This window comes from Pararhizobium sp. O133 (assembly GCF_051669845.1).
Classification (GTDB): Bacteria; Pseudomonadota; Alphaproteobacteria; order Rhizobiales; family Rhizobiaceae; genus Pararhizobium.
In genome coordinates, this window is sequence record NZ_CP196427.1 from 178,036 (window position 1) to 204,415 (window position 26,380).

At 61.3% G+C, this 26,380-nt stretch carries 21 protein-coding genes and 1 pseudogene; 9 read left to right on the forward strand and 13 right to left on the reverse strand.

The annotated features are described in order from the left end of the window. Positions 1 to 155: 155 nt before the first annotated feature. The gene (locus tag ACST81_RS23320) at positions 156 to 1,370 is read right to left on the reverse strand and encodes an MFS transporter (protein WP_438754472.1); all 1,215 of its coding nucleotides are present in this window, start codon (positions 1,368 to 1,370) and stop codon (positions 156 to 158) included. Then, positions 1,367 to 2,881, reverse strand: a complete 1,515-nt coding sequence (locus tag ACST81_RS23325) for an FAD-dependent oxidoreductase (protein ID WP_438754474.1) — start codon at positions 2,879 to 2,881, stop codon at positions 1,367 to 1,369. The genes ACST81_RS23320 and ACST81_RS23325 overlap by 4 nt, the downstream gene beginning before the upstream one ends. A gap of 43 nt (positions 2,882 to 2,924) precedes the next feature. Between ACST81_RS23325 and ACST81_RS23330 the strand changes: the two genes are divergently transcribed. Then, positions 2,925 to 3,434: a MarR family winged helix-turn-helix transcriptional regulator gene (locus ACST81_RS23330; protein ID WP_438754606.1), complete on the forward strand. Its 510-nt coding sequence runs from the start codon at positions 2,925 to 2,927 to the stop codon at positions 3,432 to 3,434. Between the two features lie 138 nt (positions 3,435 to 3,572). On the opposite strand, the gene ACST81_RS23335 is transcribed toward ACST81_RS23330, so the two are convergent. The 3 genes from ACST81_RS23335 to ACST81_RS23345 all read right to left on the reverse strand — a co-directional run bounded on the left by ACST81_RS23335 (position 3,573) and on the right by ACST81_RS23345 (position 6,915). Continuing rightward, entirely contained in the window at positions 3,573 to 4,367 is a 795-nt protein-coding gene (locus ACST81_RS23335) for an SDR family NAD(P)-dependent oxidoreductase (protein ID WP_438754476.1), read from the reverse strand. A 17-nt stretch (positions 4,368 to 4,384) separates the two neighbouring features. Continuing rightward, the gene (locus ACST81_RS23340; protein ID WP_438754478.1) at positions 4,385 to 5,554 is read right to left on the reverse strand and encodes a zinc-dependent alcohol dehydrogenase; all 1,170 of its coding nucleotides are present in this window, start codon (positions 5,552 to 5,554) and stop codon (positions 4,385 to 4,387) included. A 488-nt stretch (positions 5,555 to 6,042) separates the two neighbouring features. Continuing rightward, a complete protein-coding gene (locus tag ACST81_RS23345; protein WP_438754480.1) occupies positions 6,043 to 6,915 on the reverse strand; it encodes a hypothetical protein in 873 nt (290 codons plus the stop codon). Between the two features lie 241 nt (positions 6,916 to 7,156). Between ACST81_RS23345 and coxB the strand changes: the two genes are divergently transcribed. The 7 genes and pseudogenes from coxB to ACST81_RS23380 all read left to right on the forward strand — a co-directional run. After that, positions 7,157 to 8,014, forward strand: coding sequence for a cytochrome c oxidase subunit II (gene coxB / locus ACST81_RS23350; protein ID WP_438754607.1), 858 nt, complete (start codon positions 7,157 to 7,159; stop codon positions 8,012 to 8,014). Continuing rightward, positions 8,011 to 10,527, forward strand: a complete 2,517-nt coding sequence (ctaD, locus tag ACST81_RS23355) for a cytochrome c oxidase subunit I (protein ID WP_438754482.1) — start codon at positions 8,011 to 8,013, stop codon at positions 10,525 to 10,527. The genes coxB and ctaD overlap by 4 nt, the downstream gene beginning before the upstream one ends. A 4-nt stretch (positions 10,528 to 10,531) precedes the next feature. Beyond that, entirely contained in the window at positions 10,532 to 10,912 is a 381-nt protein-coding gene (locus ACST81_RS23360) for a hypothetical protein (protein WP_438754484.1), read from the forward strand. Continuing rightward, entirely contained in the window at positions 10,909 to 11,535 is a 627-nt protein-coding gene (locus ACST81_RS23365; RefSeq protein ID WP_438754486.1) for a cytochrome c oxidase assembly protein, read from the forward strand. The genes ACST81_RS23360 and ACST81_RS23365 overlap by 4 nt, the downstream gene beginning before the upstream one ends. After that, on the forward strand, positions 11,532 to 12,578 hold the full coding sequence (locus ACST81_RS23370; protein WP_438754488.1) for a c-type cytochrome: 1,047 nt from the start codon (positions 11,532 to 11,534) through the stop codon (positions 12,576 to 12,578). Before ACST81_RS23365 ends, ACST81_RS23370 begins: the two co-directional genes overlap by 4 nt. A gap of 70 nt (positions 12,579 to 12,648) precedes the next feature. Continuing rightward, complete coding sequence (locus ACST81_RS23375) at positions 12,649 to 13,080, forward strand: DUF2231 domain-containing protein (protein WP_438754490.1); 432 nt, start codon at positions 12,649 to 12,651, stop codon at positions 13,078 to 13,080. After that, positions 13,077 to 14,441 (forward strand): annotated as a pseudogene (locus tag ACST81_RS23380) (PQQ-dependent sugar dehydrogenase); the annotation flags it as partial. The gene ACST81_RS23375 and the pseudogene ACST81_RS23380, both read left to right, overlap by 4 nt. 155 nt (positions 14,442 to 14,596) lie before the next feature. Here ACST81_RS23380 and ACST81_RS23385 read toward each other — a convergent pair. The 8 genes from ACST81_RS23385 to ACST81_RS23420 form a co-directional block, all read right to left on the reverse strand. After that, positions 14,597 to 15,256 carry a DUF6766 family protein gene (locus tag ACST81_RS23385; protein ID WP_438754492.1) on the reverse strand — a complete coding sequence of 220 codons (660 nt, stop codon included), beginning with the start codon at positions 15,254 to 15,256 and terminating at the stop codon, positions 14,597 to 14,599. 129 nt (positions 15,257 to 15,385) lie between these two features. After that, positions 15,386 to 17,083 (reverse strand): glycerol-3-phosphate dehydrogenase/oxidase, encoded by a 1,698-nt coding sequence (locus tag ACST81_RS23390; protein ID WP_438754494.1) that lies wholly within the window; start codon positions 17,081 to 17,083, stop codon positions 15,386 to 15,388. Between the two features lie 14 nt (positions 17,084 to 17,097). Continuing rightward, a complete protein-coding gene (locus ACST81_RS23395; protein ID WP_438754496.1) occupies positions 17,098 to 18,621 on the reverse strand; it encodes an FGGY-family carbohydrate kinase in 1,524 nt (507 codons plus the stop codon). 75 nt (positions 18,622 to 18,696) lie between these two features. After that, on the reverse strand, positions 18,697 to 19,530 hold the full coding sequence (locus tag ACST81_RS23400; protein ID WP_438754499.1) for a DeoR/GlpR family DNA-binding transcription regulator: 834 nt from the start codon (positions 19,528 to 19,530) through the stop codon (positions 18,697 to 18,699). Positions 19,531 to 19,680: 150 nt separating this feature from the next. Then, positions 19,681 to 20,628, reverse strand: coding sequence for a D-ribose ABC transporter substrate-binding protein (locus ACST81_RS23405; RefSeq protein ID WP_438754501.1), 948 nt, complete (start codon positions 20,626 to 20,628; stop codon positions 19,681 to 19,683). A 120-nt stretch (positions 20,629 to 20,748) separates the two neighbouring features. Then, positions 20,749 to 21,789 carry an ABC transporter permease gene (locus ACST81_RS23410; RefSeq protein ID WP_438754503.1) on the reverse strand — a complete coding sequence of 347 codons (1,041 nt, stop codon included), beginning with the start codon at positions 21,787 to 21,789 and terminating at the stop codon, positions 20,749 to 20,751. 10 nt (positions 21,790 to 21,799) lie between these two features. After that, positions 21,800 to 23,341 carry a sugar ABC transporter ATP-binding protein gene (locus tag ACST81_RS23415; RefSeq protein ID WP_438754505.1) on the reverse strand — a complete coding sequence of 514 codons (1,542 nt, stop codon included), beginning with the start codon at positions 23,339 to 23,341 and terminating at the stop codon, positions 21,800 to 21,802. Beyond that, positions 23,338 to 23,979 carry a DUF2291 family protein gene (locus ACST81_RS23420; RefSeq protein WP_438754507.1) on the reverse strand — a complete coding sequence of 214 codons (642 nt, stop codon included), beginning with the start codon at positions 23,977 to 23,979 and terminating at the stop codon, positions 23,338 to 23,340. The genes ACST81_RS23415 and ACST81_RS23420 overlap by 4 nt, the downstream gene beginning before the upstream one ends. Positions 23,980 to 24,800: 821 nt before the next feature. On the opposite strand from ACST81_RS23420, the gene ACST81_RS23425 reads away from it, so the two are divergent. Then, on the forward strand, positions 24,801 to 26,351 hold the full coding sequence (locus tag ACST81_RS23425) for an FGGY-family carbohydrate kinase (RefSeq protein ID WP_438754509.1): 1,551 nt from the start codon (positions 24,801 to 24,803) through the stop codon (positions 26,349 to 26,351). The last annotated feature ends 29 nt before the right edge of the window (positions 26,352 to 26,380 follow it).

The window sequence follows — 26,380 nt, forward strand, 5'->3', positions numbered from 1 at the left end:
GAATTTCGACAGCGGTTGGGCATTCGCCTTCGTCGTTTCGAAAATCTCCGATTGGGGCTGTGGCTTGCAGCTTTGGCCCCTTGACGACACGGGGAGTGAGCTCATGAAGGCCGGCATTGAGGTCAAAGTGGCTGTCCGAACTTCTCGGGCTCCATTCAGCGCGGAAGGCGGGTAGCGGCGACCAGCGCCCCGGTTATCGCGACGGCGACCACCGCTCCTATCCATGCACCATAGAAGCCCCAACCGAGAATCAGCCCGGCGAAAGCCGGCGAGACGACATCCGTTAGCGCCACCAGTGCCTGGCCGGAACCCATGACAATTCCTTGCCGTTCGGGAGGAACGTGAACGGAAAGAGCCCCAAGATAGGTCGGTTTTGCAAGAGCGTCGCCGATGCTGACGCACAGCACGGCAAAGGCCAGAGCCGGAATGGTGCTGGCCGACCCGGCGACGACGACACCGATGCCGATGAGCCCGAAAATCAGGACAATCAGTTGGCGTTCGGATAGCGAGCGGCCGAGCCATCCGAGCAGGAAGAGCTGGACGAGGATGTTGATCGCACCGTCAGCAGCGATAAGATAGCTGAACTCCCGCGCTCCGAGAGGATGGCCATTCCAGACAAACCTGTCGGCGAGAAAATTCGGGAGCTGCGAAACATACATTCCGTAAGCGAAGAAATGGCACAGCATGATCACAATGAGCACGCGCATCACCGGCGAACTCGTGATGGCACGCAGCGAGACAGTTTCCTTGCCCGCCTTTGTCGTGCCCCGTGCCACCACCTTGCCTTCCTTGAGGCAGGCGGTCGTCACGATCAATCCGGAAGCTGCGAGCGTTAAGGCCAGATAGATCGGGGCGAGCAAAGAGATATTCGCCAAAAAACTCGAAGCGCCTGCACCGACGATCGCACCGAGACCGAGGCTGGCGCTCACGATGCCGATCGCCTGTCGCCGCGTCTCCACCGTGCTGTTGTCCGCTGCATAGGCCGCCGCCGCTGAAAAATTGCCCGAGGTGAAACCGAACAGGAAGCGGGCCAGAACGACGGCGAAGATGCTCTGCGCCAGCGCGAGCAACAGCAGGCTGACGATTGCCACGGTCTGGCTTGCCAGAAGAACCCGCTTGCGGCCAAAGCGATCGGAAAGCTGGCCGAGCAGCGGCGACGCCGCCGACTGGCTGAGCGCCTCGGTGGAAAGCACCAGTCCGAAGACGAAGGGGCTCGCGCCCATCTCCCGCAGATAGAACGGCAAGACGGGCAAAACAGCCCCGACGCCCGCCGCATAAAGGGTTACGATCACGGACAGCGGCAGCATCAACCGCCAGTCCAGCCTCTCCCGCTCGCCACTTTTTCCTTCAACATCCGCTCCCGCACTCATCTCGGTGCCACCTCAAGACGAGCAAGTCCGATCCGATCCAGATAAAGCTCCATTCTCGCGGTCTGGGTGGCGTCGAAGGTAGCGCCAATGTAGCCGTCAGGACGGACCAGCACGCACTCCCCTGCGCCCATCGCATAGGCATCGCGGATATGTCCCCACTGGTCGATGACGTCTCCTTGAGAGCCAACGTGATGGATACGAAGTCCTGGACGTGGAGTGACGGTCTGAGGTCCGGAACCGTCGACAAGCAGTGTCCAATGGACTCCCCGGAAGAGTTGAAACAACCGCGCCGGTCGGCCCGCCGCACCCTTGAATGGGGCATCCGGAGCCCGCGCCCCCGCGCACAAGCTTTCGTTTCGCGCGCTGATCTCGTTACAAAGAAGGGTTCCTGGGTACCTGATATCGAGCTGGTGCACGTCTCGGTCGCGTCGCATCTCACCTTGTTTTTGTGCATCGAGCAGACGACTGGAAAGGCCGAGGACCGCTTCTGCGACAGGGCGGCGTTCTTCCTCGTAGCTGTCAAGGAGGTGATCCGACGCACCGTCGAGAACCGCAGCCAGTTTCCAGCCGAGGTTATAGGCATCCTGGACGCTGGTGTTCAGCCCTTGTCCCCCCGTAGGCGGATGGATGTGTGCAGCATCGCCGACGAGGAGCACGCGGCCAACCCGGTACCGATCCGCAAGCCGGGCGTTCATCATATAAGCCGATGCCCAGCTTACCGAATGCACTTGCACATCGAGCCGGCCCGTTCTTTCGCGGATCATCCTTTGAAGCCCGTCCGCCGAGAGATCGAAGTCTCCGTCAAGTGGAATAGGTGCCTGGATCTGGAAAAGATCGGTTCCGGCAAGCGGGCACACATGAACCATTTTCTCCATATCGCCGTGATTGAACTGATGCCAGGCCTCACGATTCAGGCCCGTCAGCACGATATCCGCCACCACCGCACGCGCGTCCAGGGTCTTGCCCGGAAAATCAATGTTCAGAGCGCCACGCACGAAGCTTCGACCACCGTCCGCTCCGATCAGATACCGGGTACGAACCGTCTCCTCGCCGCCCGGACCCGCAATCCAGGCCAAAACGCCGCCGTTATCTTGTTCGAACTTGCGTAACTGGGAGCCGAATTCGACCATGTGCCCCAACTCACACAATCGCTCTCGCATAATCCTCTCGGTGAGAAACTGCGGAATCATCAGTGGAATATGATACGGTTCCGCCGGAGTCGGATCGGATTCTTCGATCGGATTATTCTCGGAATAGGACCCGTTCTCACGATATTTCCGCAACGGCGGATAAACACCGCCGGCTGCAACGACCTTGTCGATTATGCCGAGGTCCTCGAAGATCTCCTGCGTTCTCGGCTGAATGCCCTTGCCGCGCGAGCCGGGAAACGGCGCTTCCATCTTCTCGACCAGCCGGAAGGATAGACCCCGCCGCGCTAGTTCGATACCGAGCGTCAGGCCAGCCGCTCCCGCGCCGCAGATGAGCACATCTGCCGCAAAATCATTTGTCATGTTGGTCTCCTTATGTGTAATACTCACATAAAAGAGTTTTGGGATACCGTCAATGATAAATGTGCAAAATACACATATCGAGAGTCATCAGATACGCGAACTCCATGAAGCGATGATCGGGATCGTCACCCTCATGAACCGGCCTCAGCGTGACGAGCAGATGGTGCGGGAGGCGGGTATCGCGCTGGACAGAGCGCTATTTCCGCTCCTCGTCGGCATCGAACGGCGGGGGCCGATCGGCATAGTGGAACTTGCCGACGGAACGGGCCGCGATTACAGCACCGTTAGCCGGCAAGTGACAAAGCTTGAAAGCCTTGAGCTGGTGGAGCGCAGACAGAGCGCCACCGACAAGCGGGTCAATGAGGTTGTCGTCACGCTGAAAGGCAGGGCGATGACGGACAAGATCGACGCCGCGCGAGAAAATATCGCTCGTTCGATTTTCAAAAATTGGGAACAGCACGACATCAATGAGCTCATCCGGCTCATGCGAAGGTTTGCAGATGCCGTAAACGAGGAGCCGGAGGCCGCTGGCAATGCAGGGATAACCCGATAAAGGCCGAACGCTCCTGGAGCAAAATCGGTGTCGCTCTTGAAGCCCTCGATACGAGAGAACACTCGGACAGCTCCTCGGCTTAAGCTTTCCGTTCCCGCCTTCGAAAGCGGCCTAGCGCGCCGGCGCCAGGCCATTTATTCAACTGTTGGCGGTTCCGGGGGCCGCCATCTTGGCATGCTGCTCGGCCAGCATTCCGGCAGGCGTCACGTTGGCCATCAGGGTCTGGAGCTTGTTTTTCCAGCCGGCAACGACATCGCCCTCACCCTTCATCAATGCATCGAACCCGACCTTTGCGACATCGGCCGGATCGTCCTTTTCGGATTGTCCCACGTCGGTATCGAGCATATGGGCACGCTCGAAGAACCGTGTCTCGGTTGCGCCGGGCATCAGGCAGGTCACGGTAACGCCCGCATCCTTCAGTTCATGACGCAAGGCAAAGGAAAAGGAATTCAGGAATGCCTTGGTGCCGTTGTAGACCGCCTGATAGGTGCCGGGAATGAAGCCGGCAATGGAACCGGTGATCAGGATACGGCCGGCGCGGCGCGCGCGCATCTCGTTGCCGAGGATATGGATGAGCGCGATGGTTCCCGTCACGTTGGTATCGACGACATGAAGCGCCTCGTTGAGGTCCTGGTCGAGGAAACCCTTTCCGAGCCCCCTCCCCGCATTGGCAAGCAGGAGTTCGACAGGACGCCGCTTGTCGATGATGAACTGCGCGAAATCGGCCGCCCCCTCCTTGGTCGATAGATCGACCTGCATGGTGTCGACCGAAACGCCGATCGAGCGCAGGCTGTCGGCCGCAATGTCGATGTCACCCTCGTCGGCGGCGATAATGAGATCATACCCTTTCTCAGCTGCGATCTTTGCGAGTTCGAGGCCAATGCCGGAGGATGCCCCGGTGACGACGGCGAGTGGATTTTGCGTGCTTTGCATGATGGTCTCCGATTATCTCATGGCTTGAGGACGACTTTGACGCAGCCATCCTTCTTGTCGAGGAACGTCTTGTAGAGATCCGGCCCGTCTTCCAGACTTCCGGTATGGGTGATGATGAACGACGGGTCGATCTCGCCGTTCTGGATGCGCTCCATCAGGATCGGCAGGTAATGCTGAACGGGTGTCTGGGCCATCTTGAAGGTCAGGCCACGATTGATCGCGGAACCCATCGGGATCTTGTCGAGAAAGCCGCCATAGACACCGACGATCGACACCGTCCCGAAGTTGCGGCAGCAGTGAATGGCCTGGCGCAGAACGTGAGGCCGGTCCGTGCCCATGAAGGTCGCGACCTTGATGCGGTCGAGCCGAGCATCCCAACTGGCGGACGGGTCGGATTCAGTACCAACAGCGTCGATGCAGGCATCCGCACCGCGACCATTGGTTAGTTCCATGATCCGATCGTAGATGTCCTTGTCCATATAATCGAGCGTGATGGCTCCCGACTTCTCGGCGAGCGCCAGCCGCTCGGGGACGGTGTCGATCGCGATGACACGTTCAGCTCCGAGGATGAAGGCCGACTTGATGGCCATCTGCCCGACCGGACCGCAGCCCCAAATCGCGATCGTATCGCCCGGCTGGATATTGCAGAAATCGGCGGCCATGTAGCCCGTTGGGAAAATGTCGGACAGGAACAGCACCTGTTCGTCGCTCAGACCGTCGGGAACCTTGATCGGCCCGACATCGGCGTAGGGGACGCGGAGATATTCCGCCTGGCCGCCGCTGAAGCCGCCGAGGAGATGGGTGTAGCCAAACAGACCGGCTGGCGAGTTGCCCCACATCTTCGTAACTTTTTCGGGCTTGGGGTTTGACCGTTCGCAGCCGGAGAAAAAGCCGCGTTTGCAGAAGAAGCACTCGCCACAGGCGATCGTGAACGGCACGACCACCCTGTCGCCGACCTTGAGCTTCTTGTTGTCCTTGCCGACTTCGACAACCTCGCCCATGGTTTCGTGGCCCATGATATCGCCGCTGTGCATATCGGGCATGACGCCGTTATAGAGGTGAAGGTCGGAGCCGCAGATCGCGCAGGCCGTCACCTTGATGATGGCGTCGCGTCCATCCTCGATCGTCGGGTCGGGAACGCTCTCGCAGCGGATGTCGTGCTTGCCGTGCCAGGTGAGTGCTTTCATGTCGCGTCTCCTATTTCGTTGCCATCTTGCGTTCGAATGTCCCAATGATCTGGCCCTCCGCGAGCACGTGGCCTTCCATCGCCTTGAGCACTGGAATCAAACGAAAGGCCGGCCGCATGACCGGTCTTTAACCAGCGGCTTGACGTGGGGTTTTCCTTGTAGGGCGGCGTATTCATGTCATTGCCGGCGACGGGATAGACCAGAAGTTGGTGGACAGGCTGCTTGGTCTTCATCTCCTTTTGCCATCAGCGCGACACTGGCCGCCCGGTTGGTTGGAATCTGCTTCACCAACCGGCTCGCTCCGGCTTTGTTCCGGGCCAAATGCAAACCGTTAAAAAACCTGTTTCCGCTCACCGCCGGGTCGGACCGCAAACAAGGCGAGCGTTATCACCGGATCCGACGACTCGACGCTTACCGTCCGGAAAGAAGCCTTGCGAAAAGGATTTGGGACGGCGACAGCAGCGACAGCAGCATAGAGGATGGCGAATTCAGAGGGTAGACGCACGTCGCTCGCGCCGTCTTGCTTCACGACGAGCCGGACGCAGTTCATCAAGAACGGGAAACCACCAGCCGCGAGCATGCTCGGATTCACTCGTTGTCGTGCGCGCAGGCCAAGTCGCGACCAACTCCTCGAGGGTGGCCCGTCGCCAATCCGCGAAAATAAGATCGTTCGACGCGACAGCCGGATAGAATGTCGATCGGATAACAGGCTCAACGAATTCGCCATGAGTCCCGGTAAAGACCACGATACCGTTCGAGGTTGCTATCGGGCGGTCGAAGGGGGGCGGATCGTCGGCTGGCACCGGGTGCCGACGCTTGCGGCGCTCGGCGGACCGTGCCTTAGCCAGTTTTTCCTCTTCGCTTCCCCGCGCCGTTTCGCGGTGTGCCTTCCTCGCATCGGGTTCGTTGCGCATGGCCGCCGCCTCGATGGTCGGCCAGCGGCGGCGCAAATCTTCGAACGACCGGAACGGAACATGCCATATCCTCAGGTCACCGTCCCATCTGGCGAAGGACACTTGTCGTAATTCGTCGACGACAGTGCGGGAATAAGGCGTGCGGATGCGAAAGCCGGCCTTGCCGATCTCGAGATAGGGGCTGACGATCGGCTCGAAGTCGTAGGCGTCTCGGCCCTTCTCGTCGGCATGTGCATCGGCCTCCGCCTCCATAAGGGCGAGCCAACTGCCGATGCGGCGGGAGGCGGTCTTGCCGGGAACGAACCAGGCCTTGGTCGCATCGCTCCACCGAGCCCGCGGGAATGCCTCGCGAAAACGCTCGACCGTCAGGCGATCGAACGGAACCTCCGCGATCGCGCCGACGCGTTGGCTCTCTCCTTGCACCTGTTCGTCGCGATCGTTTGCCATGGGCATTCAACGCGGATTGGCACCATTGGTTCAGACCCAGGCCTTCCAAAGCCCAACAGCCTTGCCGCCCTGAGACATCGCTCCATATTGACAGTTTGAGCGATGAGCAAAGGGAGGCCGGACCATCCTTCGATGTCTTCTTCTCGTCATTGGACTGGTTCTCACCGGTTGCAGCGGACAGCAATCCGCGCTCGATCCGGCCGGAGAGGAATCGGAGACGGTTTACCGCCTGTTCGTGGTCATGGTGGTGGGCGGCTGTGCCATCTGGCTCACCGTCATCGTCCTCTTCATGCACGCGGCGCGCCATCGACGCGCGTCCTGGACAGCGGAACATGCCGGCGCGTTGATCGCCTGGGGCGGTGTTGCCGTTCCCGCCGTCATCCTGCTGGCGCTGCTCGGCTACGCCGTCTGGCTGATGCCCGCCATGCGGCCATGGAATCCGGTTGCTGCAAACGGGAACGCGATTGAGGTGACTGGCGAGCAATTCTGGTGGCGCATCCGCTATCCGGAATCGGAGGACTCTCCTGCCTTCGAAACGGCCAATGAAATCCGTCTGCCGGTCGGTCGACCGGCGACTTTCTCGCTGACGGCGACCGACGTCATTCATTCCTTCTGGATTCCATCCCTCGGCGGCAAGATGGACATGATCCCCGGTCGCACCAATCGTCTGACGCTGAAACCGACACGGGTCGGCCTCTACCGAGGACCCTGTGCCGAGTTTTGCGGCAGTTCACATACGTACATGGCCTTTTCCGTCGTGGTCATGGAGCAAAACGACTTCGACAAATGGCGCCGCCGCCAGATCGAGGGTCACCCCGATGCCGGGACCGAAGGTGCGCGGCTGATGAAACGTCACGGCTGTCTCGGTTGTCATTCGCTGCGCGGGCTAGAGGTTGCCGGGGGAATCGCCCCCGACCTCACGCTGCTCGGCGCGCGCCAGTCGATCGGCGCAGGCGCGCTTGCCAATACGCCGGAGACCATCGCCCGCTTCATCCGCTCGCCTTCATCCGTCAAGCCCGGCGCCAGGATGCCGGATTTCGATATGCTTTCAGCCGCCGATATCGAGGCCATGGCCCGCTACCTCGGGGGGCTCGAATGACTGATGTCATCCACCCCACCCCGGAGGAAACCGCGGCCGCCCAGGAGGCTGAACTGCGGCGGGTCTGGTCCAACCCCAAGGGGTGGCGTTACTGGACCTCGGTCAACAACACCCAGATCGGCCTCTGGTACGGATCGGCGGCCTTCATCTTCATGCTGTTTGCCGGCGTTCTGGCACTTATCATGCGCCTGCAGCTTGCCGTCCCCGACAATGATTTTCTCTCCGCCGACCTGTTCAACCAGGCCTTTACGCTGCACGGCACGGTAATGATGTTCCTGTTTGCCGTGCCGATCTTCGAGGCGGTGGCGATCTTCCTGCTTCCCTCCATGCTCGGCGCGCGCGAACTGCCTTTTCCGCGACTGTCGGCTTTCGGCTTCTGGAGTTTTGCGCTCGGCGGTGTCTTCGTCTGCGGGTCGATCTTTTTCGGGGCTGCCCCGAATTCCGGCTGGTTCATGTATCCGCCGCTTGCCACCGACAAGCAATATTCCGGCATTGGCGCCGACATCTGGCTGCTCGGGCTTTCCTTCATCGAGGTCGCCTCCATCGCCGCCGCAGTCGAGCTGATCGTCGGCATCATGAAATGCCGGGCGCCGGGCATGCGGATCAACATGATGCCACTGTTTGCCTGGTATCTGCTGATCGTCGCCGGCATGATCCTCTTTGCCTTCCCGCCGTTGATCGCCGGGGATATCCTGTTCGAGATGGAGCGGATGTTCGACTGGCCGTTCTTCGACGCGGCGCGCGGCGGCGATCCGCTGCTCTGGCAGCATCTGTTCTGGATTTTCGGGCATCCGGAGGTCTACATCATCTTCCTGCCGGCGATCGCGATCATGGCAATGATCGTGCCGACCTTTGCCCAGCGTCCGATCGTCGGCTATTCCTGGATCGTTCTCGCCGCTGTCGGCACCGGCTTTCTGAGCTTCGGCTTGTGGGTACACCACATGTTCACCACAGGACTGCCGCAGATCTCGCTTGCCTTTTTCTCGGCTGCATCGGAGGCTGTCGCCATCCCGACCGGGGTGCAGATTTTCGTCTTCATCGCCACCATGCTGGCAGGCCGCGTGATCTTTTCCATTCCCATGCTGTTTGGCACGGGCGGCGTGGCGATCTTCGTCATCGGGGGACTGACCGGCGTGATGGTGGCGCTCGCGCCGTTCGACTGGCAGGCGCATGATACCTATTTCGTCGTCGCGCATCTGCATTATGTGCTGATCGGCGGCATGCTGTTTCCGGTGGTGGCGGGGATCTACTATTATTACCCGCTGATCAATGCGCGAAAACTCTCCGACCGCCTTGGCAAGATCGCTTTCTGGTTGATGTTCGTCGGCTTCAACATCGCCTTTTTCCCCATGCATCTGACAGGGCTGCACGGCATGCCGCGGCGGGTGTTCACCTATCCGGCCGATATCGGCTGGGATCTGCTCAATCTCATCTCCACCATAGGGGCCTTCGTCTTTGCCAGCGGCGTCGCGATCATCGTCTTCGATATCCTGCGGCCAAAACATCGCGAACCGAAAACGAAAACCAACCCATGGAATGCCGGAACGCTGGAATGGATCAGCGAGCCCGAGGAAAACTGGGGCGTCCGCTCCATTCCCATCATCAAGAGCCGCTATCCGCTGTGGGATCAGCCGGGCCTGATCGATGGCATCAATGCGGGTCGCTTCTATTTGCCGGACGCAGTTGAAGGCCGGCGTGAAACGCTGGTCACCTCGGTGCTGGACGCCGAACCGCTGCAATGCCTGCGGGTCGCAGGCACGTCTGTGCTCACCATCATCGCCGCCTTCGCGCTTGGCGGGGTGTTCATCGCCTTGACCTTCCACTGGTGGATCCTGACAGTGCTGTGCGCGGTCGTCACGCTTGCAACCATCCTGATCTGGCTGTGGACCGGTACGAGCGAGATACCCCGGCAGACGATGAGGGATATCGGGCTTGGCAAGCAGATGCCGCTCTATGCCTCCGGCCCGGCTTCCGTTGGCTGGTGGGCGATGTTCATCACCATGGCCGGAGACGGCACCGCCTTTGCCAGCCTGATGTTCGGCTATTTCTTCTACTGGACCATTCATCCGGATTTTACGGCAGGCCTGCCGGGTCCGGGCAGTCTTTTGCCGTTGACGGCGGTGGCACTCTTCATCCTCGCCTGGCTTGCCATGCAGATGGCGCGATATGTCAACACGAAAGGCCGATTATCCTCAGCCCGCCTGTGCCTCGTTGCCTCGATGATCCTGACGCTCACCGCCTGCGCCGCGGGACTGGCCGGACCATATCTGCACGACATGCAGCCGACCGCTCATGTCTACCCGGCCATCGTCTGGGTGATCACGCTTTGGACCGTCAGTCATGGGGTGGTTGCCATCATCATGCAGGCCTATTGCCTGGCCGCGAGTTTCGCAGGCCGGCTGACGGCGGTCTATGACGCCGACCTGCGCAATGTCGTGCTTTACTGGCATTTCCTCACCGTCACCGCCCTTACTTCGTTCGGCGTGCTTGGCCTGTTTCCGGAATTGAGGTGAGAGCATGCGGCTGATCCCGAAAGAGCTGGAAACGCTGTGGACGCTGTTTACCGGGCCGGTTGTCTGGGCTTTGCATTTCCTTGCCTGTTATGCCGCAGCCGCGATCCATTGCGCCAAAGGGTCGCAAGCAACGTTTTCGTTCGGCATGCTGCGCCTGACCTTGGCGATGGTGACGATCCTGGCGCTCGGCGCCATTCTGGCCGCGGGATGGCTCGCCTGGCGGCAATGGGGTTTCGGCAGCGGCGATCCGCCCCATGACGAGCCGACGCGAGAGGACCGACAACTCTTCCAAGGGTTCGCCACCCTGCTGCTGTCGGGCCTCAGTTTCATCGCGGTCATCTTCGTGTCGATCCCGCTCCTGTTGATCGAGGCTTGCGTCCGATGAAGATGCGTTCATTTGCCGTCGGCATGTTCATCCTCTTCCTGGCGCTGGTGTTTCTGGCCGTGAGTTGGAATAGCGGATCGCTGACGGCACATATGCTCGTCCACATGACGACGGTCGCCATTGCGGCACCGCTGCTTGCCGCCGCGATTACCGGGACGCCAATCGACCCGGTTCTGCGCTTTCGCTGGCCGGGGCCGATCCTTGCCTCGGTCGTTGAGCTTCTTGTGGTCTGGCTCTGGCACACGCCGGCACTCAGGCGGCTTTCGGAAACGCGGCTCGATGCGATGCTTCTCGAACAGGCAAGTTTCCTGCTCGCCGGCATAGTGCTGTGGACGGCGTGTTTTCGGCCGCAAGCGCAAGCCGCAGGACGGTTAGCCGGGGCTATCGGTCTTCTGTTCACCTCGATCCACATGACCCTTCTCGGCGTGCTGCTGACGCTTGCCCCCCGCCCGCTCTATGGCGTCGGAGACGTCACCTGCCTCGGCTTCGTCCTTAGCCGGGACGCCGATCAGCAACTCGGCGGCGTCGTCATGCTGATGATCGGTGCGGCGGCCTATCTGCTCGGTGCGATCATGCTGCTGTCGGATATTCTCAAGCCCGCAGCATCGGAGACAAGCCGATGAAGATTACCTGGAAACGACTGTTTGCCGGCGTCGTGACGCTTGCGGCGGCCGGCCTGATCGTCGCCTGGTCGGGCATCATCCACATCCGGGCGAGCACCGGCCACTGGCGCGTCACCGACTGGTTCCTGCACTGGGTGATGCGCTCGTCCGTGCGCACGGCAGCGCTTGGCGTGCAGCCGCCCGCGTTTACGCCGGGCATGCTGACGCTTGCCGCCGGGCATTACGAGACCGGATGCGCCGGCTGCCACGGCTCGCCCGCCATGCCACGCCCGGTCGCCGTCCAAAACATGTTGCCGCCACCGCCGGACCTAAAGGCTGTCGTTTCGACATGGAGCGACGCGCAACTTTACGAGATCGTCAGGCATGGCATTCGCTACACCGGCATGCCGGCCTGGCCGGCCGTCGAACGGGACGACGAGGTCTGGGCCATGGTAGCGTTCCTGCGGGCCTATCCGAAGCTGGACCAGGCGACCTATCGACGTCTGGCCGGTTTTTCGGCCACCCAGTCCCAGGACTTTTCGCAGGTCGTGACCACTTGCGCGGGTTGTCATTCGCCGACCCGTCTCTATGACGAAAGCCTCATACCGCATTTGGCAGGTCAATCGGAGACCTATCTTCGCAACAGTCTGGCAGCCTATGCGGCCGGAAAGCGCCCGAGCGGCGTCATGGCCGCGGCGCTGTCACGGCTGTCGAATGTCGATCGTGAACGACTTGCAAGGCATTTCGCCAATGAGAAGACATCCACGCCGACGGGTGTCGTTTCCAAGGCCGGCGGCCGGGGTGAGACGCTCGCCCAACACGGCGACAAGGCGCGTGGTCTGGCGGCCTGTGCGGCCTGCCATGATACGGCTGATGCCAACCAAGCCTATCCGCGTCTCGCCGGCCAGCCAGCCGCCTATCTAGAAAGCCAGCTCCACCTTTTCCGGGCCGGGATACGCGGAGGCGGTGATTATGCCCCGATCATGACGAGGGTGGCATCAGGGCTTACGGACGACGATATCCGCGCGCTGGCGGACTATTACAGCGCGATATCCATGGATTGAGACATCCCCCGGAACAAAAGTGCTTTTCGTTCGTATGGCATGGTAGACACCAGATGCGCAGGATCATGCCATGCAAACCCCGCAAAGCTATCGCCCCGGTTACCCTCTCCAGAGATTGTTTATCCCCTTACCCTTCGTCTGCTTCATCCTGGCGTTGGCGACGGACATTGCCTTCTGGCAGACGGTTAATCTGATGTGGCAGAATTTCTCGTCCTGGCTTCTGTTCGCGGGGCTGGTTTTCGGCGCCTTTGCCATCGTCGCGGCTGGCATCGACCTTCTGCGCTCCTCGACTCGCCCTTTGCGCCCACCGCTGGTCGGAGTCGTGGGATTTGCCGTCATGCTTCTTCTGGCCTTCGTCAACAGCTTCGTCCACGCCGGCGACGGATGGACCGCCGTGGTGCCGACGGGACTTGCGCTATCGGCCGCGACGTTCCTCGTCATTCTGTTAACGCTGGCCTTTTCAGCGCGCTCAAATCACGCCTTGAACTGGAGCACGCCATGAGCCGTTGTTTCCTCCACTCGTCCGGCATCCTCCTTGCCGGCATTTCCCTTCTCGCACTTGCCGGCTGCAAGGATGCTTCGGACACGTTCGATACGGCCCAGCAGATCGGCCCCGATCCCGTCCTGCCGGACCCTTCCTCCGAACTTTTTCCGGATCTGAAGGTGGCCGAAGTCATCGGCTGGAAGGATGGCGAGGCACCGTCGGTTCCCGATGGGTTGAAGATCGCGGTCTATGCAAACGATCTTTCCAATCCCCGTACCGTGCATACGCTGCCGAATGGCGACGTGCTCGTTGTCCAATCCAAGCCGCCGAAGGGCGAGCCGATCTCTCGCCCGAAAGACATGATCCGCGGATGGATCATGTCGATCGCCCATGGCAGCGGTGGCGAGCAGAAGGAAAGCAACATCGTCACCCTGCTGCGCGACACTAATCGCGACGGTACGGTCGATGAACGCCATGACCTCCTGACAAAGCTCAATTCGCCGTTCGGCCTCGCCTGGATCGATGACACGCTGTACGTCGCGGCGACGGACGCCATCCTCGCTTATCCCTACGCGCTCGGCCAGACCGAGATCACCGCGCAGCCGAAAACCTTGACGCCACTCCCCGGCGGCCCGATCAATCATCACTGGACCAAGGACCTGGCGCTCAGCCCGGATGGACGCTTCCTCTACGCGTCCGTCGGCTCCAATTCCAATATCGTCGAAAACGGCCTCGAGGCGGAAAAGAACCGGGCAGCCATCTGGCAGGTGGACCGTCAGACGGGAGCGTCGCGCATCTTCGCCTCCGGTCTGCGCAATCCGAACGGCCTTTCGTTCAATCCGGAAAGCCGCGAGCTCTGGACGGTCGTCAACGAGCGCGACGAACTGGGCCCGAACCTCGTTCCCGACTATGCGACATCGGTGAAGGACCGCGGCTTCTATGGCTGGCCCTGGAGCTACTACGGCGATCATGTCGATGCCCGTGTTCATCCGCCGCGGCCAGACATGGTCGAGAAGGCGATCAGGCCCGACTATGCGCTCTCGAGCCACGTGGCGGCCCTCGGCCTGACGTTCTCTGCGGACGCCGCCCTGCCGCAACAGTTCGCCAATGGAGCCTTCGTCGGCGAGCATGGCAGCTGGAACCGCAATGCGTTCAACGGCTACAAGGTCGTCTTCATCCCGTTCGAAAACGGTCGCCCCTCCGGGAAAGCGCAGGATGTCGTGACCGGTTTCATCAAGGGCGACCAAGCGCGCGGCCGTCCGGTCGGTGTCGGCATCGACGGAACCGGTGCCCTGCTTGTGGCGGACGATGCCGGTAACACGGTCTGGCGCGTGAGCGCCGCGGACGGCAGTGTCAGTCCGCAGCCGGTCGGAACGGATCAACTTCCGGCTCAGTGACGACATCAGCCCCTGAAGAAGCGTCGAGCCCCGTCACCTTCCCGATCTTCGCGCGGTTTTGCAGAGTGAGGCCTTGCAGATGTCGAGGCGCGGCGGCACGAAGATCGGGTTCAGGCTGGTTCCGGCGGACTGTTCCATCAACTGCCTGTCTCGCTGTGAGGAGCCGCGACCGGTTTGGACTCAGGCGATCCCTTGAATCGAAGGAAGATCGACAACACGATGATAACAGCGGTCGAGAGGAACTCGCTCTGCCAATTCTGGAACGACTCAAACCAGAATTGGGCGCTGCCCAGATGAGCTATCAGGGATGTCGCAGGCTGTCCGTGCATAAGGGCTTCGGCGTTTTCCGCCTCGGCGCTGTAACCGAGGTGCAGGACAAATGTCAGAACGAACAGCGACGCAAGCGCGATGCCCAGCGAATAGGAATATGCCGTCCGCGCCCATCCCCCAGCACGAACCGGCCATGGGGCATTGGGGTCGTCTGCCTTTCCTGCCGGATCTTCGTCCACCTCGGACGGGCTATCCGGATCCTTCGACTCCGCCGACCCGCGCTGGAACAGGAACGCGGTGAGCATCACATAGGCAGACATTTGCAGGAACTCGGATTCCCAGTTCTCGAACAGGGAAGAGAGGAAGTGCCCGGAAGAGGCGTATGCACTAAGGCCGATCTGCGCTGCGCCGTGCTCCGCGAGCTCGTGATTGTACACGGACCAGCCTGTCAGCAGCATGCCTCCGATAGTCGCCATCGACAGGATTGCCAGCACGATGGTGAGGCCGTTATCTTTCAGGAAACGCATAACTTTACCCACTAGGCAGGATGGAATTCCTATCCGTAGATATGGCCACCAACCGCCGCGGCAAGAGCACGCAGGCCAACGCCAGGAACTATTATTGTCCGGCGAGATTTGAAGTGATGGCCCAGCGGATCACAGATGAACGCGGTTGAACCGTTGCAGATGCGCGCAAACCATAGCCACTTCCTCTGACCGTCTCTCCTCGCTCCATCCGAGTGACGTCGCGGCAATGCGCGAAATCTCATCCAGGGCCTCGGCGCTTAAACGCCCCTCGATCGCCAGCGTCGTGCGGCGCATGACGATGTCAGCCAGATGCTCCACCATTTCGTGGCGGGCGATCCAGTCGATCTCGGCAGCGCTGTAACCACTCACATGTGTGAGTTCCGTCTGCCCTGCCCCACCGGCAGCGTCTTTCATGACCAGATCGGCGGTCGTGCCGTAGCGGGCGAGCAGCATGGCGACGCGTTGCGGAGCAAGGCCGGTCTTCGTGGCACGAGCGGCGATCCAGGCCTTGCGCGCCGCGTCATCGACCGGAAAATCCCGGCCGCCGCCGATCGCCAGCATCTGGGTACTCGTTGCCCGCGCCTTACCGATCCGGGCGAGAATCGTATCGGCCACTTCCTCGGCAAAACCGCGAAACGTCGTCCACTTGCCGCCGACGAGCGAAATGATCGGGAATGGCCGGTTGGCCACCGGCTCCAGAATCGGGGCGGAATGGTCGCGACTGATCAGGCCGGGCTGACTGGCATCGGAGGCCGGCAAGGGCCGGATGCCGCTATAGGCATAGACGATCTGATCGCGGTCGAAATGCAGTCGTGGAAGCAGCGAGCGCAGGCTGGCGATGAAATAGTCGATCTCATCATCCTCGCAGCGCACGTTTTCCGGATCGGCCGCCTTGATGTCGGTCGAGCCCACCAATGCAAGCCCCAGATATTCGTAGACAAGGCAGATGCGGCCATCGTCGGCCTCGAAATAGATCATCCGCCCCTTGAGGCTGCGGACGAGGTCGGGATGACTAAGCAGGATATGCGACCCCTTGGTGCCGCTGATCAGCTTGCTTTCTGCACCAAGCATCGCATTGACGTGATCGATCCATGGGCCGGCGGCATTGGCCACCAGATCGCCACTCGCCTGCCATTCCGCACCTTCGGGATCGCGGAACGTCAGCACGCCGTCCTTTTGGCCGAGCAGCGTGGTGAAATTGGCGGCGCGCGCGCCCGGGCAGGCATCGAGGCCATCCCTGACCAGTTCCCAGACGAGCCGTTCTGGCCGGCAGATCTTGGCATCATAATAAATACCGCCGGCGACGATGCGCGGCGTCACTTCGGGCATTTCGGCAAGCGCCCGTTTCCGGAACATGAACTGGTGCTTCGGCATCACCCGGTGGCGGGCGCCGTAGAGATCATAAAGCGCAAGGCCGATCTTGATCAGGAGCGCGCCCCGGCTGCGCGGCGCGGTCGTCGAGCCGAACAGGGTCCGCAAGGCCGCGAAAGCACCCTTCATCAGCGAGAAGGACGGGATGAAGGTGGCCAACGGCTCGACGCAATGCGGCGCGTTGCGCAGCAACAGATTGCGTTCCAGCGTCGATTGGGCGACGAGACCAAGCTCGCCGGTTTCGAGATATTTGATCCCGCCATGGATGAGCCGCGACGGGGCGGCGCTGGTGCCGGACCCAAAATCGGCCTTGTCGATGATCAGGCATTTGATGCCCTGCAGGCAAAGATCCCGAAACAGTCCCGCCCCGTTGATACCGGCGCCGAGGATGATCACGTCGAATTTTTCGACAGTCTCCGCAGCGGCTCTCATCTGGTTTTCATTCATGTCAGTCATGGCATGCATCCTGTTCACTGTCCGGAACCACCGAGGCGTCGCAACCTTGGCCAGAGCGGCTTCATGGCGTCGGCGAGATCGAGGAACAGCTGGTATTTCTCGCTATAGGCTTGGTTACGATCGGGATCCGGTTGATAGACCGTCTCGATGGAGGCGAGATCGCGTGGATCGGCGGTCGGCGCGGAAAACAGCCCGACGCCGGCGCCGGCGCAGAGCGCCGCACCCCAGGCGGCCGCTTCTTCCGTTTTCGTCGCGGTGACCGGCATACCGAGAATATCGGCGAACAGCCCGGCCATGGCCGGATTGCGGGAAATGCCGCCCGTCAGCCGCGCCGTCTTCGGCGCAAAACCATCCCTTAAGGCATCGACATGGATGCGATGGTTGAAGGCGATGCCTTCCAGCACCGCCCTGACCAGATCGCCACGATCATGCCAGGCGTTCATGCCGTAGAAGCCGGCGCTCGACGCCCCGCCGAAGGGCGATCCGAACAGATAGGGATGGAAGAAGATGCTGGATGGACGGTCACGCGCGGCCTCGAACTCCTTGCCGAGGATCGCATGGATGCTGCCGCCCGCCGCTGCCGCCTTCGCAGCGTCGGCGGCGCAGAACTGGTCGATGAACCAGTCGTAATTGGCAGTTGAGGCCGGCGAGATCGACATGTTGTTCCACTCGCCCGGCAGAATGCCGTTGCGGCAGAACCAGCGCGCATCCACCTTCGGCGCGCGCGATACCGTCTCGTTGATCGAATAGGTGCCGGCAATGACGGCGATCACGCCCTCGCCATAACCACCCATGCCGAGCGCGGATGCCGTGACATCGTGGAGGCCGGCAACGACCGGTGTACCTTCCAACAGTCCGGTCAGCCGCGCGGTCCCCGCCGTCACGCCGCCGACAATTTCGGTCGAGCCGGCCATGGGCGGCTGCTTGCCGGAGAGGCCCTGCAAGCCGAACAGGGCAAAGGCTTTGCTGGAATAGTCCTGCGTCCGCACGTCGGTAAAGGAGGTGCTGGCCTCGCTGCGGTCTGTGCCGATGATGCCGCAGAGACAGAAACGCAGCCAGTCCTTGGCGGCGAAGAAATGGGCGATCCGGGCATAACGTTCGGGCTGGCGGTCGCGGATCCAGGCGAGAAGCGCCGATGGGGCGGAGGCATGCGGCTTCTGGCCGGTCAACTGCAACGAGCGATTTCCCACCTCGCCACGGTTCCAGTCGTCGGCGAGTTCCGCGGCACGGGTATCGAGCGAGACGATTGCCGGTCCGAGCGGACGCAGGTCGTCGCCGAGCAGGTAGATACCATCACCATGCGCGGTCGCTGCGATCGCGACGATGTCGGAGGCCGGACGGCCGCAGGAGGCCACAGCCTCGCGGATCGCGTCAGCCGTCGCCGCCCAGAGCCCGTCCATGTCGCGCTCGACATGCTGCGGCTCCGGGATCAGTTGCGGAACGCGCCGGCGCGCGGTGGCAAGCGCAGTTCCGTTTTCATCGAAAATCACGGCCTTGGTGACGGTCAGGCCGCTGTCTATACCCATGATGCAGGGCATGCGTTTCTCCATTCTCCAAACGAGCGGCGAAACGCATCGGCAACCGGGCAAGGTCCGCGAACGGACCGCCGCGTCCTACCGTTCCGCGTCCGCCACCACGACATTGATGCCCTTTGATCGCATGCGCGACAGATGGGAAATCGGCGTATCCTCATCGACGATGACGGCATCGAATTCATTGAGCGCCGCGAAATGATGCAGCGCGCGCCGCTCGAACTTCGTATGGTCGGCCAGAAGCACGCGCTTGGCCGCACTTTCGAACATGGCCCGCTTGGTCTCGACCGTCTCCGGCGACTGGTGGAACACGACGTCGTCGACGATCGCCGACAACGACATGAAGACGGTATCGGCCCGCAGACGACGGATCTCGTTCACCGTGATGTGGCCCATGAAGGCATTGCACCAGTGATAGAACTGGCCGCCGAGACCGATGAGATTGAGGTCGTTCACATCCTTGAGCTCGTTGATCAGCACGAGCGAATTGGTGATCACCGTCAACGGCACCTTGGCCGGCAACAGCGAAGCCATTTCATGCACCGTTGTCGCGTCATCAAGGAAAATCGCCTGGCCCGGTTCGACGAAGCTCATAGCAGCGCGGGCAATGGATTTTTTCTCCCTGGCCTGGCGCGTGGCGCGATAGGCGTCGCTGGATTCGATCAGGCTTGTCGGAGCGGCGGACACGATGCCGCGCGTCTTGCGGAACAGGCCCCGGCTGACGAGCTCATCGACATCGCGGTGCGCGGTCATCAGGCTGATACCGAAACGTTCCGTCAGATCCTCGATGCGAAGCGAGCCCTCGGCGATCACGGCTTCGGCGATGAGCTGGCGCCGGACGAGTTGGCGCGCATGCCGGCTGTCGCTGGGCAACTCTTCCGAAAGCAATTCCTTGACGTCGACTTTCTTGTTCACGGGGAGCCCTGCCATGACTTCGAGGATAGAGGTTCGTATCTCGTATCGGGCGGCAAGGAAAATGCCAAGCGCGGTCAGAAAATCCTCGCGACGGGCGCGAGGCCGGAAACGGAAAGGGAAGCGCCCTTGCGGACGCTTCCCGATGGTCGCTTATTCGCTCAGGACGAACGGGGCCGTGTACTTGTCGATATTGTCCTTGGTGATCAGGAGGCAATCGAACAGCTGCTTTTCGGTATCGACACCGGTGGAACCGTTCTTGATCACGCTGTCGGCCTGCTTGACGGCAGCTTCCGAGAATACGGCGACCGGCTGGAGGACGGTGTACTGCAGTTCGCCGGCCTTGATGGCGGCAACCGCGTCCGGCGAACCGTCGAAGCCGCCGACCTTGACCTGGTCGAGCTTGCCGGCTTCCTTCAGCGCAGCGATGGCGCCAAGGGCCATTTCATCGTTGCCGCTGATCACGCCGATAATGTCCGGATTTGCCTGGAGCATCGACTGCATCTTGTCGTGGCCCTTGGTGCGATCCCAGTCGGCAACTTCCTTGGCAGCCTTTTCCAGGTCCGGATACTGCGTCAGGACGGTTTCGTAGCCGTTCGAACGCGTCGCGGCATTGTTGTCGGAGGGAGCGCCGAAGAGTTCGACATACTTGCCCTTCTCGCCGACAGCCTCGACCCACTGCTGTGCACCGAGGGCGGCACCCTGGGCGTTGTTCGAGACGAGCTGAGCCTTGGCAAGGCCTTCCTGGTTGATCTCGGCGTTGACCAGGATAACCGGGATGCCGGCTGCAACGGCCTTCTTGACCGCGCCGACCGAGCCGTCAGCATTGGCCGGATCGAGGATGATCGCGACCGACTTGTTGGTGATCGCCGTGTCGATCAGGTTGCTTTCGGTGTTGGTGTCACCCTTATGGGCGCCGACATTGGCGGTGTAGCCAAGGCCTTCGGCGGTCTTCTTGGCGACTTCGCCTTCCGTGAACCAGTAGGGGTTCGACGGATCGTTGACGATGACGGTGATCAGGCCATCGGCCCAGGCAGAGCTGAACAGCAACGGCATGACCGCAGTTGCTGCAAAGAGTACACGCATACCTTTTTTAAACATGATCTCACTCCCTTTGTTGAGTCTGGTTACGCCGATTTTCGGCAATACTTTCCGCTGCCGGGCCACTCGGGTGGTCCGCCTCTCCCGGCAGCGGTCAGTTGGTGTCAGCCGTCGCTGTTCTCAGCGGCGACCGTATTTGACGCTGTTCAGAAGAACCGCGGTGACGATGACAGCGCCGGTGAAAACCGTCTGCCAATAGGCAGAGACGCCGATGATGACGAGGCCATCCGAGAGGAAGCCGATGACGAAGGCGCCGAGCATGGTGCCGATGACTGTGCCGCGGCCACCCGTCAGCGCCGCACCGCCAATGACGACAGCGGCGATCGCCGTCAGTTCATAGGTGGTTCCGGCGGTCGGGCCTGCGGAGGTCAGCTGCGAGGAAAGAACCAGGCCCGCGACGGCGGCGCAGATGCCGGAAAGCACATAGACCGTGATCTTGACGCGCTTGACCGGGACGCCTGAAAGCTCCGCAGCGCGCTCGTTGCCACCGGATGAATAAAGCCAGCGACCGAAGGCCGTGCGCGACAGCAGGATATGGCAGATAACGGCGAAGGCCAGCAGCACAAGAACGCCGATCGGCACGCCGCCCAGGCGATTGAAGCCGAGCCAGTCGAAACCGGTATTGCCGAGCTCCGGGCGGCCGCCAAGATTGTTGTAGGTCAGGCCGTTGGTCATCAGAAGCGCCACGCCGCGAGCGACATAGAGCACGCCGAGCGTGGCGACGAAGGCCGGTACGCGCAGATAAGCGATCAGCACGCCGTTCACCGCACCGACGACGGCCCCCAGAAGGCAGGTCAACAGGACGACGATCCACACCGACGGATAGAGGATCACGCCGAGTTGCGGGATCGTCACGCCCTGCATCAGGAAGCCGGCAACGACACCGGCAAGTCCAAGCGACGAGCCGACCGAAAGGTCGATGCCGCCGTTCAGGATGACCAGCAGCATGCCGATGGCGAGCAGGCCGAAGATGGCAACGTGAGAGGCCATGATCAGGAAATTGCTGACCGTGAAATAATTGGGCGACATCAACGAAAAGACGATGACGATCGCGATCAGCGCAAAGAAGGCACGTCCCTCGAACAAAAGCTCGACAAGGCTCTTCCTGCGTTTGCCGGCACCGGGCGCGGGCTTGCTGTCAATGGTACTTGTGACTGACATGTTCGTGCTCCTAGTGGGCAACCACAGCCTCGCCCGAGGCGGCCATAATTTGTTCCTTGGTCACGTCGGGACCGAATTCCGCCGAAATGCGACCGCGCCGCATGACGATGATGCGATGGGCAATGCTCAGGCATTCGCCGACTTCCGATGTCGTGTAGATCACTGCAAGACCCTGTTTGGCGCGCTCGGCCAGGAGCTTGAACACTTCCGCCTTGGCCCCGATGTCGATGCCGCGGCTCGGCTCATCGAGCAGGATCACGTCCGGCTGCGTCGCCAGCATCTTGCCGATCACGACCTTCTGCTGGTTGCCGCCGGACAGCGAGCCAATCGCGGCACCGGCGCCATCGGTCTTGATGTGAACCTTGCGAATGGAGTCCGTGACGAGGCCTGCCTCCCGCGAGAAGGACGTGAACAGACCCTTCGTAAAAGCGCCGATGCTGGCCAGCGACAGGTTACGGCCGACCGTCATGGTCTGGACCAGGCCGTCGCGCTGGCGGTCTTCCGGCACCAGGACGAGGCCATCGCGAATGCATTCGGAGATCGACTGGCCGGTGACGTCCCTGCCCTTCAGCACGACCTTGCCCGCGGTCGAACGCAGCCGTCCGGCCACGCATTCCAGGAGTTCGGTACGCCCGGCACCCATCAAGCCGTAGATGCAGACGATCTCGCCCTCACGTACCGAGAGAGACAATCCATCGACGACCGAATAGCCCGCACCGGCCGGATCCGGCACGGTGATCCCCTCGATCGAGAGCGCCACACCGCCCTTGTCATAACCGGTCGGCGGCGAGCCGAGGTCGAAATTGTCGCCCACCATGTGACGGACGATCCATTCGAGGTCGATTTCCTTGCGCTCGGCATAGGCGGTCATCGCGCCGTCGCGCAGAACCACCGCGTGATTGGTGATCTGCAGGGCTTCTTCCAGGTGATGCGAGATATAAACGATCGAAACGCCGCGGCTATTGAGGTCGCGGATGACCTTGAACAGCACCTCGACTTCCGAGGCCGACAGCGCCGAGGTCGGCTCGTCCATGATCAGGATGCGCGAATTGACCGACAGGGCGCGGGCAATTTCGACGATCTGCTGCTGGCCGAGACGAAGCTCCTCGACCGGGGTCAGCGGGTCGATGTCTTCCTCGAGATCCTGCATCAGCAGGCGCGTCTGCCGTTCTTCCTCGGCAAAATCGACGCCTGTCGCCATCATGATTTCGCGACCCATGAAGATGTTGTCGCGGACATTCATATTCGGCGCGAGACTGAGCTCCTGATGGATGATGGAGATGCCGTGGTCGCGTGCTTGGGAGGATGACGCGAAAGAGATCGGCTGCCCATCAAGAATGATTTCGCCCGATGTCGGAGGGATGACACCGGACAGGATTTTCATCAGGGTCGACTTGCCGGCGCCGTTCTCGCCGAACAGCGTCGTCACCTGACCGCGATGGATATCGAAATTCACGCCCTTCAGGGCATGGATATTGCCATAGGCCTTCGCCACGTTGCGCGCGGCAAGAACGACCTCATCCTTGTGACTGGACGCACCGACTTCGCTCATTTGACGTCGAGCCTCACGGGGGTAACGATCCAGCTCTTCGGATTGACCAGCTTGAAGACGCCGGTGACCGAGATCGTCTTGCCGGCCAGCACATTCGGATCGATGCCGCCCAGAACCACCTTCTTGACCTCGTTGTTGATGGCAGAGCCCGCATCCTGGAATTCGATCTGGTTGGTGAACTGGCCAAACTCGATCTTGCCGGTGGCATCGCGAAGGTCGGTTCCGTTAAGCGCCGGGCCGGTCTGGACGCGAACGGTCAACTCCGGCGGCAGGCCCTCGACGGCGACGATATTGTAGTTGGACTTGCGCTCGCCAACGATACCGGTGAAGGACACCGGGATCACCGGACCGGTCGAGGTCGCAACACCGTATTTTTCGCCGGCGGCCTTCTTGTCGGCGGCGATCGCCTTGGAAAGCGCGACACCATCGACGGCGCGCTTCTCGACGTCCTGCTTGATGATCGGGAACTGTTCGGCGCCGAACGCCACCGGCGAGAACTTCTGCTCCTGAACATCATGTTCCGAACCGATGCCGACGACCTTGGTGTCGAGTGCCATGGCGCCGAGCAACACGACCGCGGCGGCAATGCCGGCCCAACGGGATTTCCACACGGGCTGAGATTTTGATTTCGCGTTCATTGTCATATCAGGCGACCTTGGCTGTGGCAGTCAGATTTTCCCAAAGGAGCCGCGCGCCTCCGGGCAAGGAGGGAACGCGGGCAGCGATCCCCTTCCCATCGAAGAATGGGGCGCAGGCGATATGGCGCCAACGAGATGCGGCGCAGTCCTTGATCCAAAAAACATCATGACATCCTCCCAAGGGACGGCACCAGCAAGATCTCCCCATCCGCCGTGCTGCATTGCAACATATCTATCGCAGTTGCGATAGATATGTGTTATATGTCGCATTATATATGTTAGATTATCACTGGCTGTCAATGACACTTCATTGACTATTTTGGCAACCAGAGAAGCAGACAACGCCGCTTTAATCATTTTCCGGCGATTCATTTTGCCTTCCTACGCGGACCACCCAGCGAACGAAAGGCGTTCACTCGTTCTCAAGGAGCAAGAAAATTACTGTCATCTTTATGTATAACAATATGAAATTTAATAATTAAAATTGTCACAGCCGTTTTCGACATCCATTCTTATTCTGCGACGAACCCGACCGCGATCAACACATGGGAGATGCGCGCACAGCTCCACCTGCCGCGAACGCACGCTCCTCTCACAATGGAGTTTATATGAAATAAAATTCTGCAGCAGTAAAATTTTGCGCGACATATGATATGTTTGTGTTATGTTTACTTTAAAGGCACGGGAGGATCGCGTCAGGTCCGTTCGAAGGCATCATAAGCCTCATGGACAGCACCATCCTTCGGGAGAGGTTTCAGGAGGAAACACATGCGTGGTTTCGAGCTAATCGAAACGATGGAGATGACCGTAAAGGGCTCGGGATGACTGAGCGAGCGGACCTGATCATCGGCATTGATGCTGGCACTTCGGTGATGAAGGCCGTGGCGTTCACGCTCTCCGGGCAGCAGATCGCCAGTGCTTCGGTGCGTAACACCTATCACACGGGCGAGGACGGCGCGGTGACCCAGTCGCTGCCGCAGACCTGGCTCGATTGCACGCGCGCCTTGCGCGGCCTCTCCGACAAGATCGAACATCTGGCGGATCGTACCGCCGCGATCGCCGTGACCGCACAGGGCGATGGCACCTGGCTCGTCGGCAGCGGCAATCAGGCGACGTCCGACGCCTGGCTCTGGCTCGACGCCCGCGCGGCCCCCACGGTGGAACGGCTGTCAGGCTCGCAAAGTGACAGGGCGCGTTTCGAAGCCACCGGCACCGGCCTGAACACCTGCCAGCAGGGCGCGCAACTCGCCCATATGGACCGTCACTTCCCGGACCTGCTCGATCGCGCCGAAACCGCGATGCATTGCAAGGACTGGCTCTATCTCAACCTGACCGGCGTGCGCGCCACCGACCCGTCGGAAGTGAGCTTCACCTTCGGCAATTTCCGCACCCGCCGGTATGACGACGACGTGCTCGCCGCGCTTGGCCTCTCCCATCGCCGCTCGCTGCTGCCGGACGTCATCGAGGGCACAGAAACCACCCATCCGCTGACCGCCGAAGCGGCTCAAGCCTGTGGCTTCAAAGCCGGTACGCCGGTTTGCCTCGGCTATGTCGATATGATCATGACGGCGCTCGGTGCCGGCGTACGCAGCGAAGGCCGTAACGCCGCCTGTTCGGCGATCGGCTCCACCGGCGTTCACATGCAGGCGAAGCCGGTATCTGACGTCGTGCTCAATGCCCAGCGGACCGGTTACGTCATCACCCTGCCCATTCCCGGCATCGTCACCCAGGTCCAGACCAATATGGGCGCGACGATCAATCTCGACTGGCTGCTGCAGCTCGGCGCCGATCTCCTGGGCGAATTCGGCGAGACCGTCGGGCTAAACGAGATGATCGGCCGGGTCGATGGCTGGTTTGCCAACAGCAAGCCGGGCAACATTCTCTATCACCCCTATATTTCCGAAGCCGGCGAGCGCGGTCCTTTCGTCAATGCACGGGCGCGGGCAAACTTCACCGGCCTGTCGAGCCGGCACCGATATCCCGATCTCGTTCGCGCCGTCGTCGAGGGCCTCGGCATGGCGGCACGCGATTGTTATGCCGCCATGGGCACACTGCCGACCGAACTGCGCGTCAGCGGCGGCGCTGCCCGATCCGCTGCCCTGCGCGGCACGCTGGGAGCTGCCGTCGGCGCCCCGGTTCGTGTCAGCGCCCGCGAGGAGGCCGGTGCGGCGGGTGCCTCGATGATGGCGACCGTCGCGATCGGCGCTTATCGCACCATGGATGATTGCATCGAAGATTGGGTGACCCCGCAGCTTGGCGCCGCCGAACAGCCGCAGGCCAGCAGTACCGAACGCATGACACGCCTTTACGCCGCCTACCGCGATGTCCTTGCCGGCATTACGCCGGCCTGGGACATTCTGGCGGCCCGTTGAATTCACGCGATAGCGCGCCGCCACTGTCC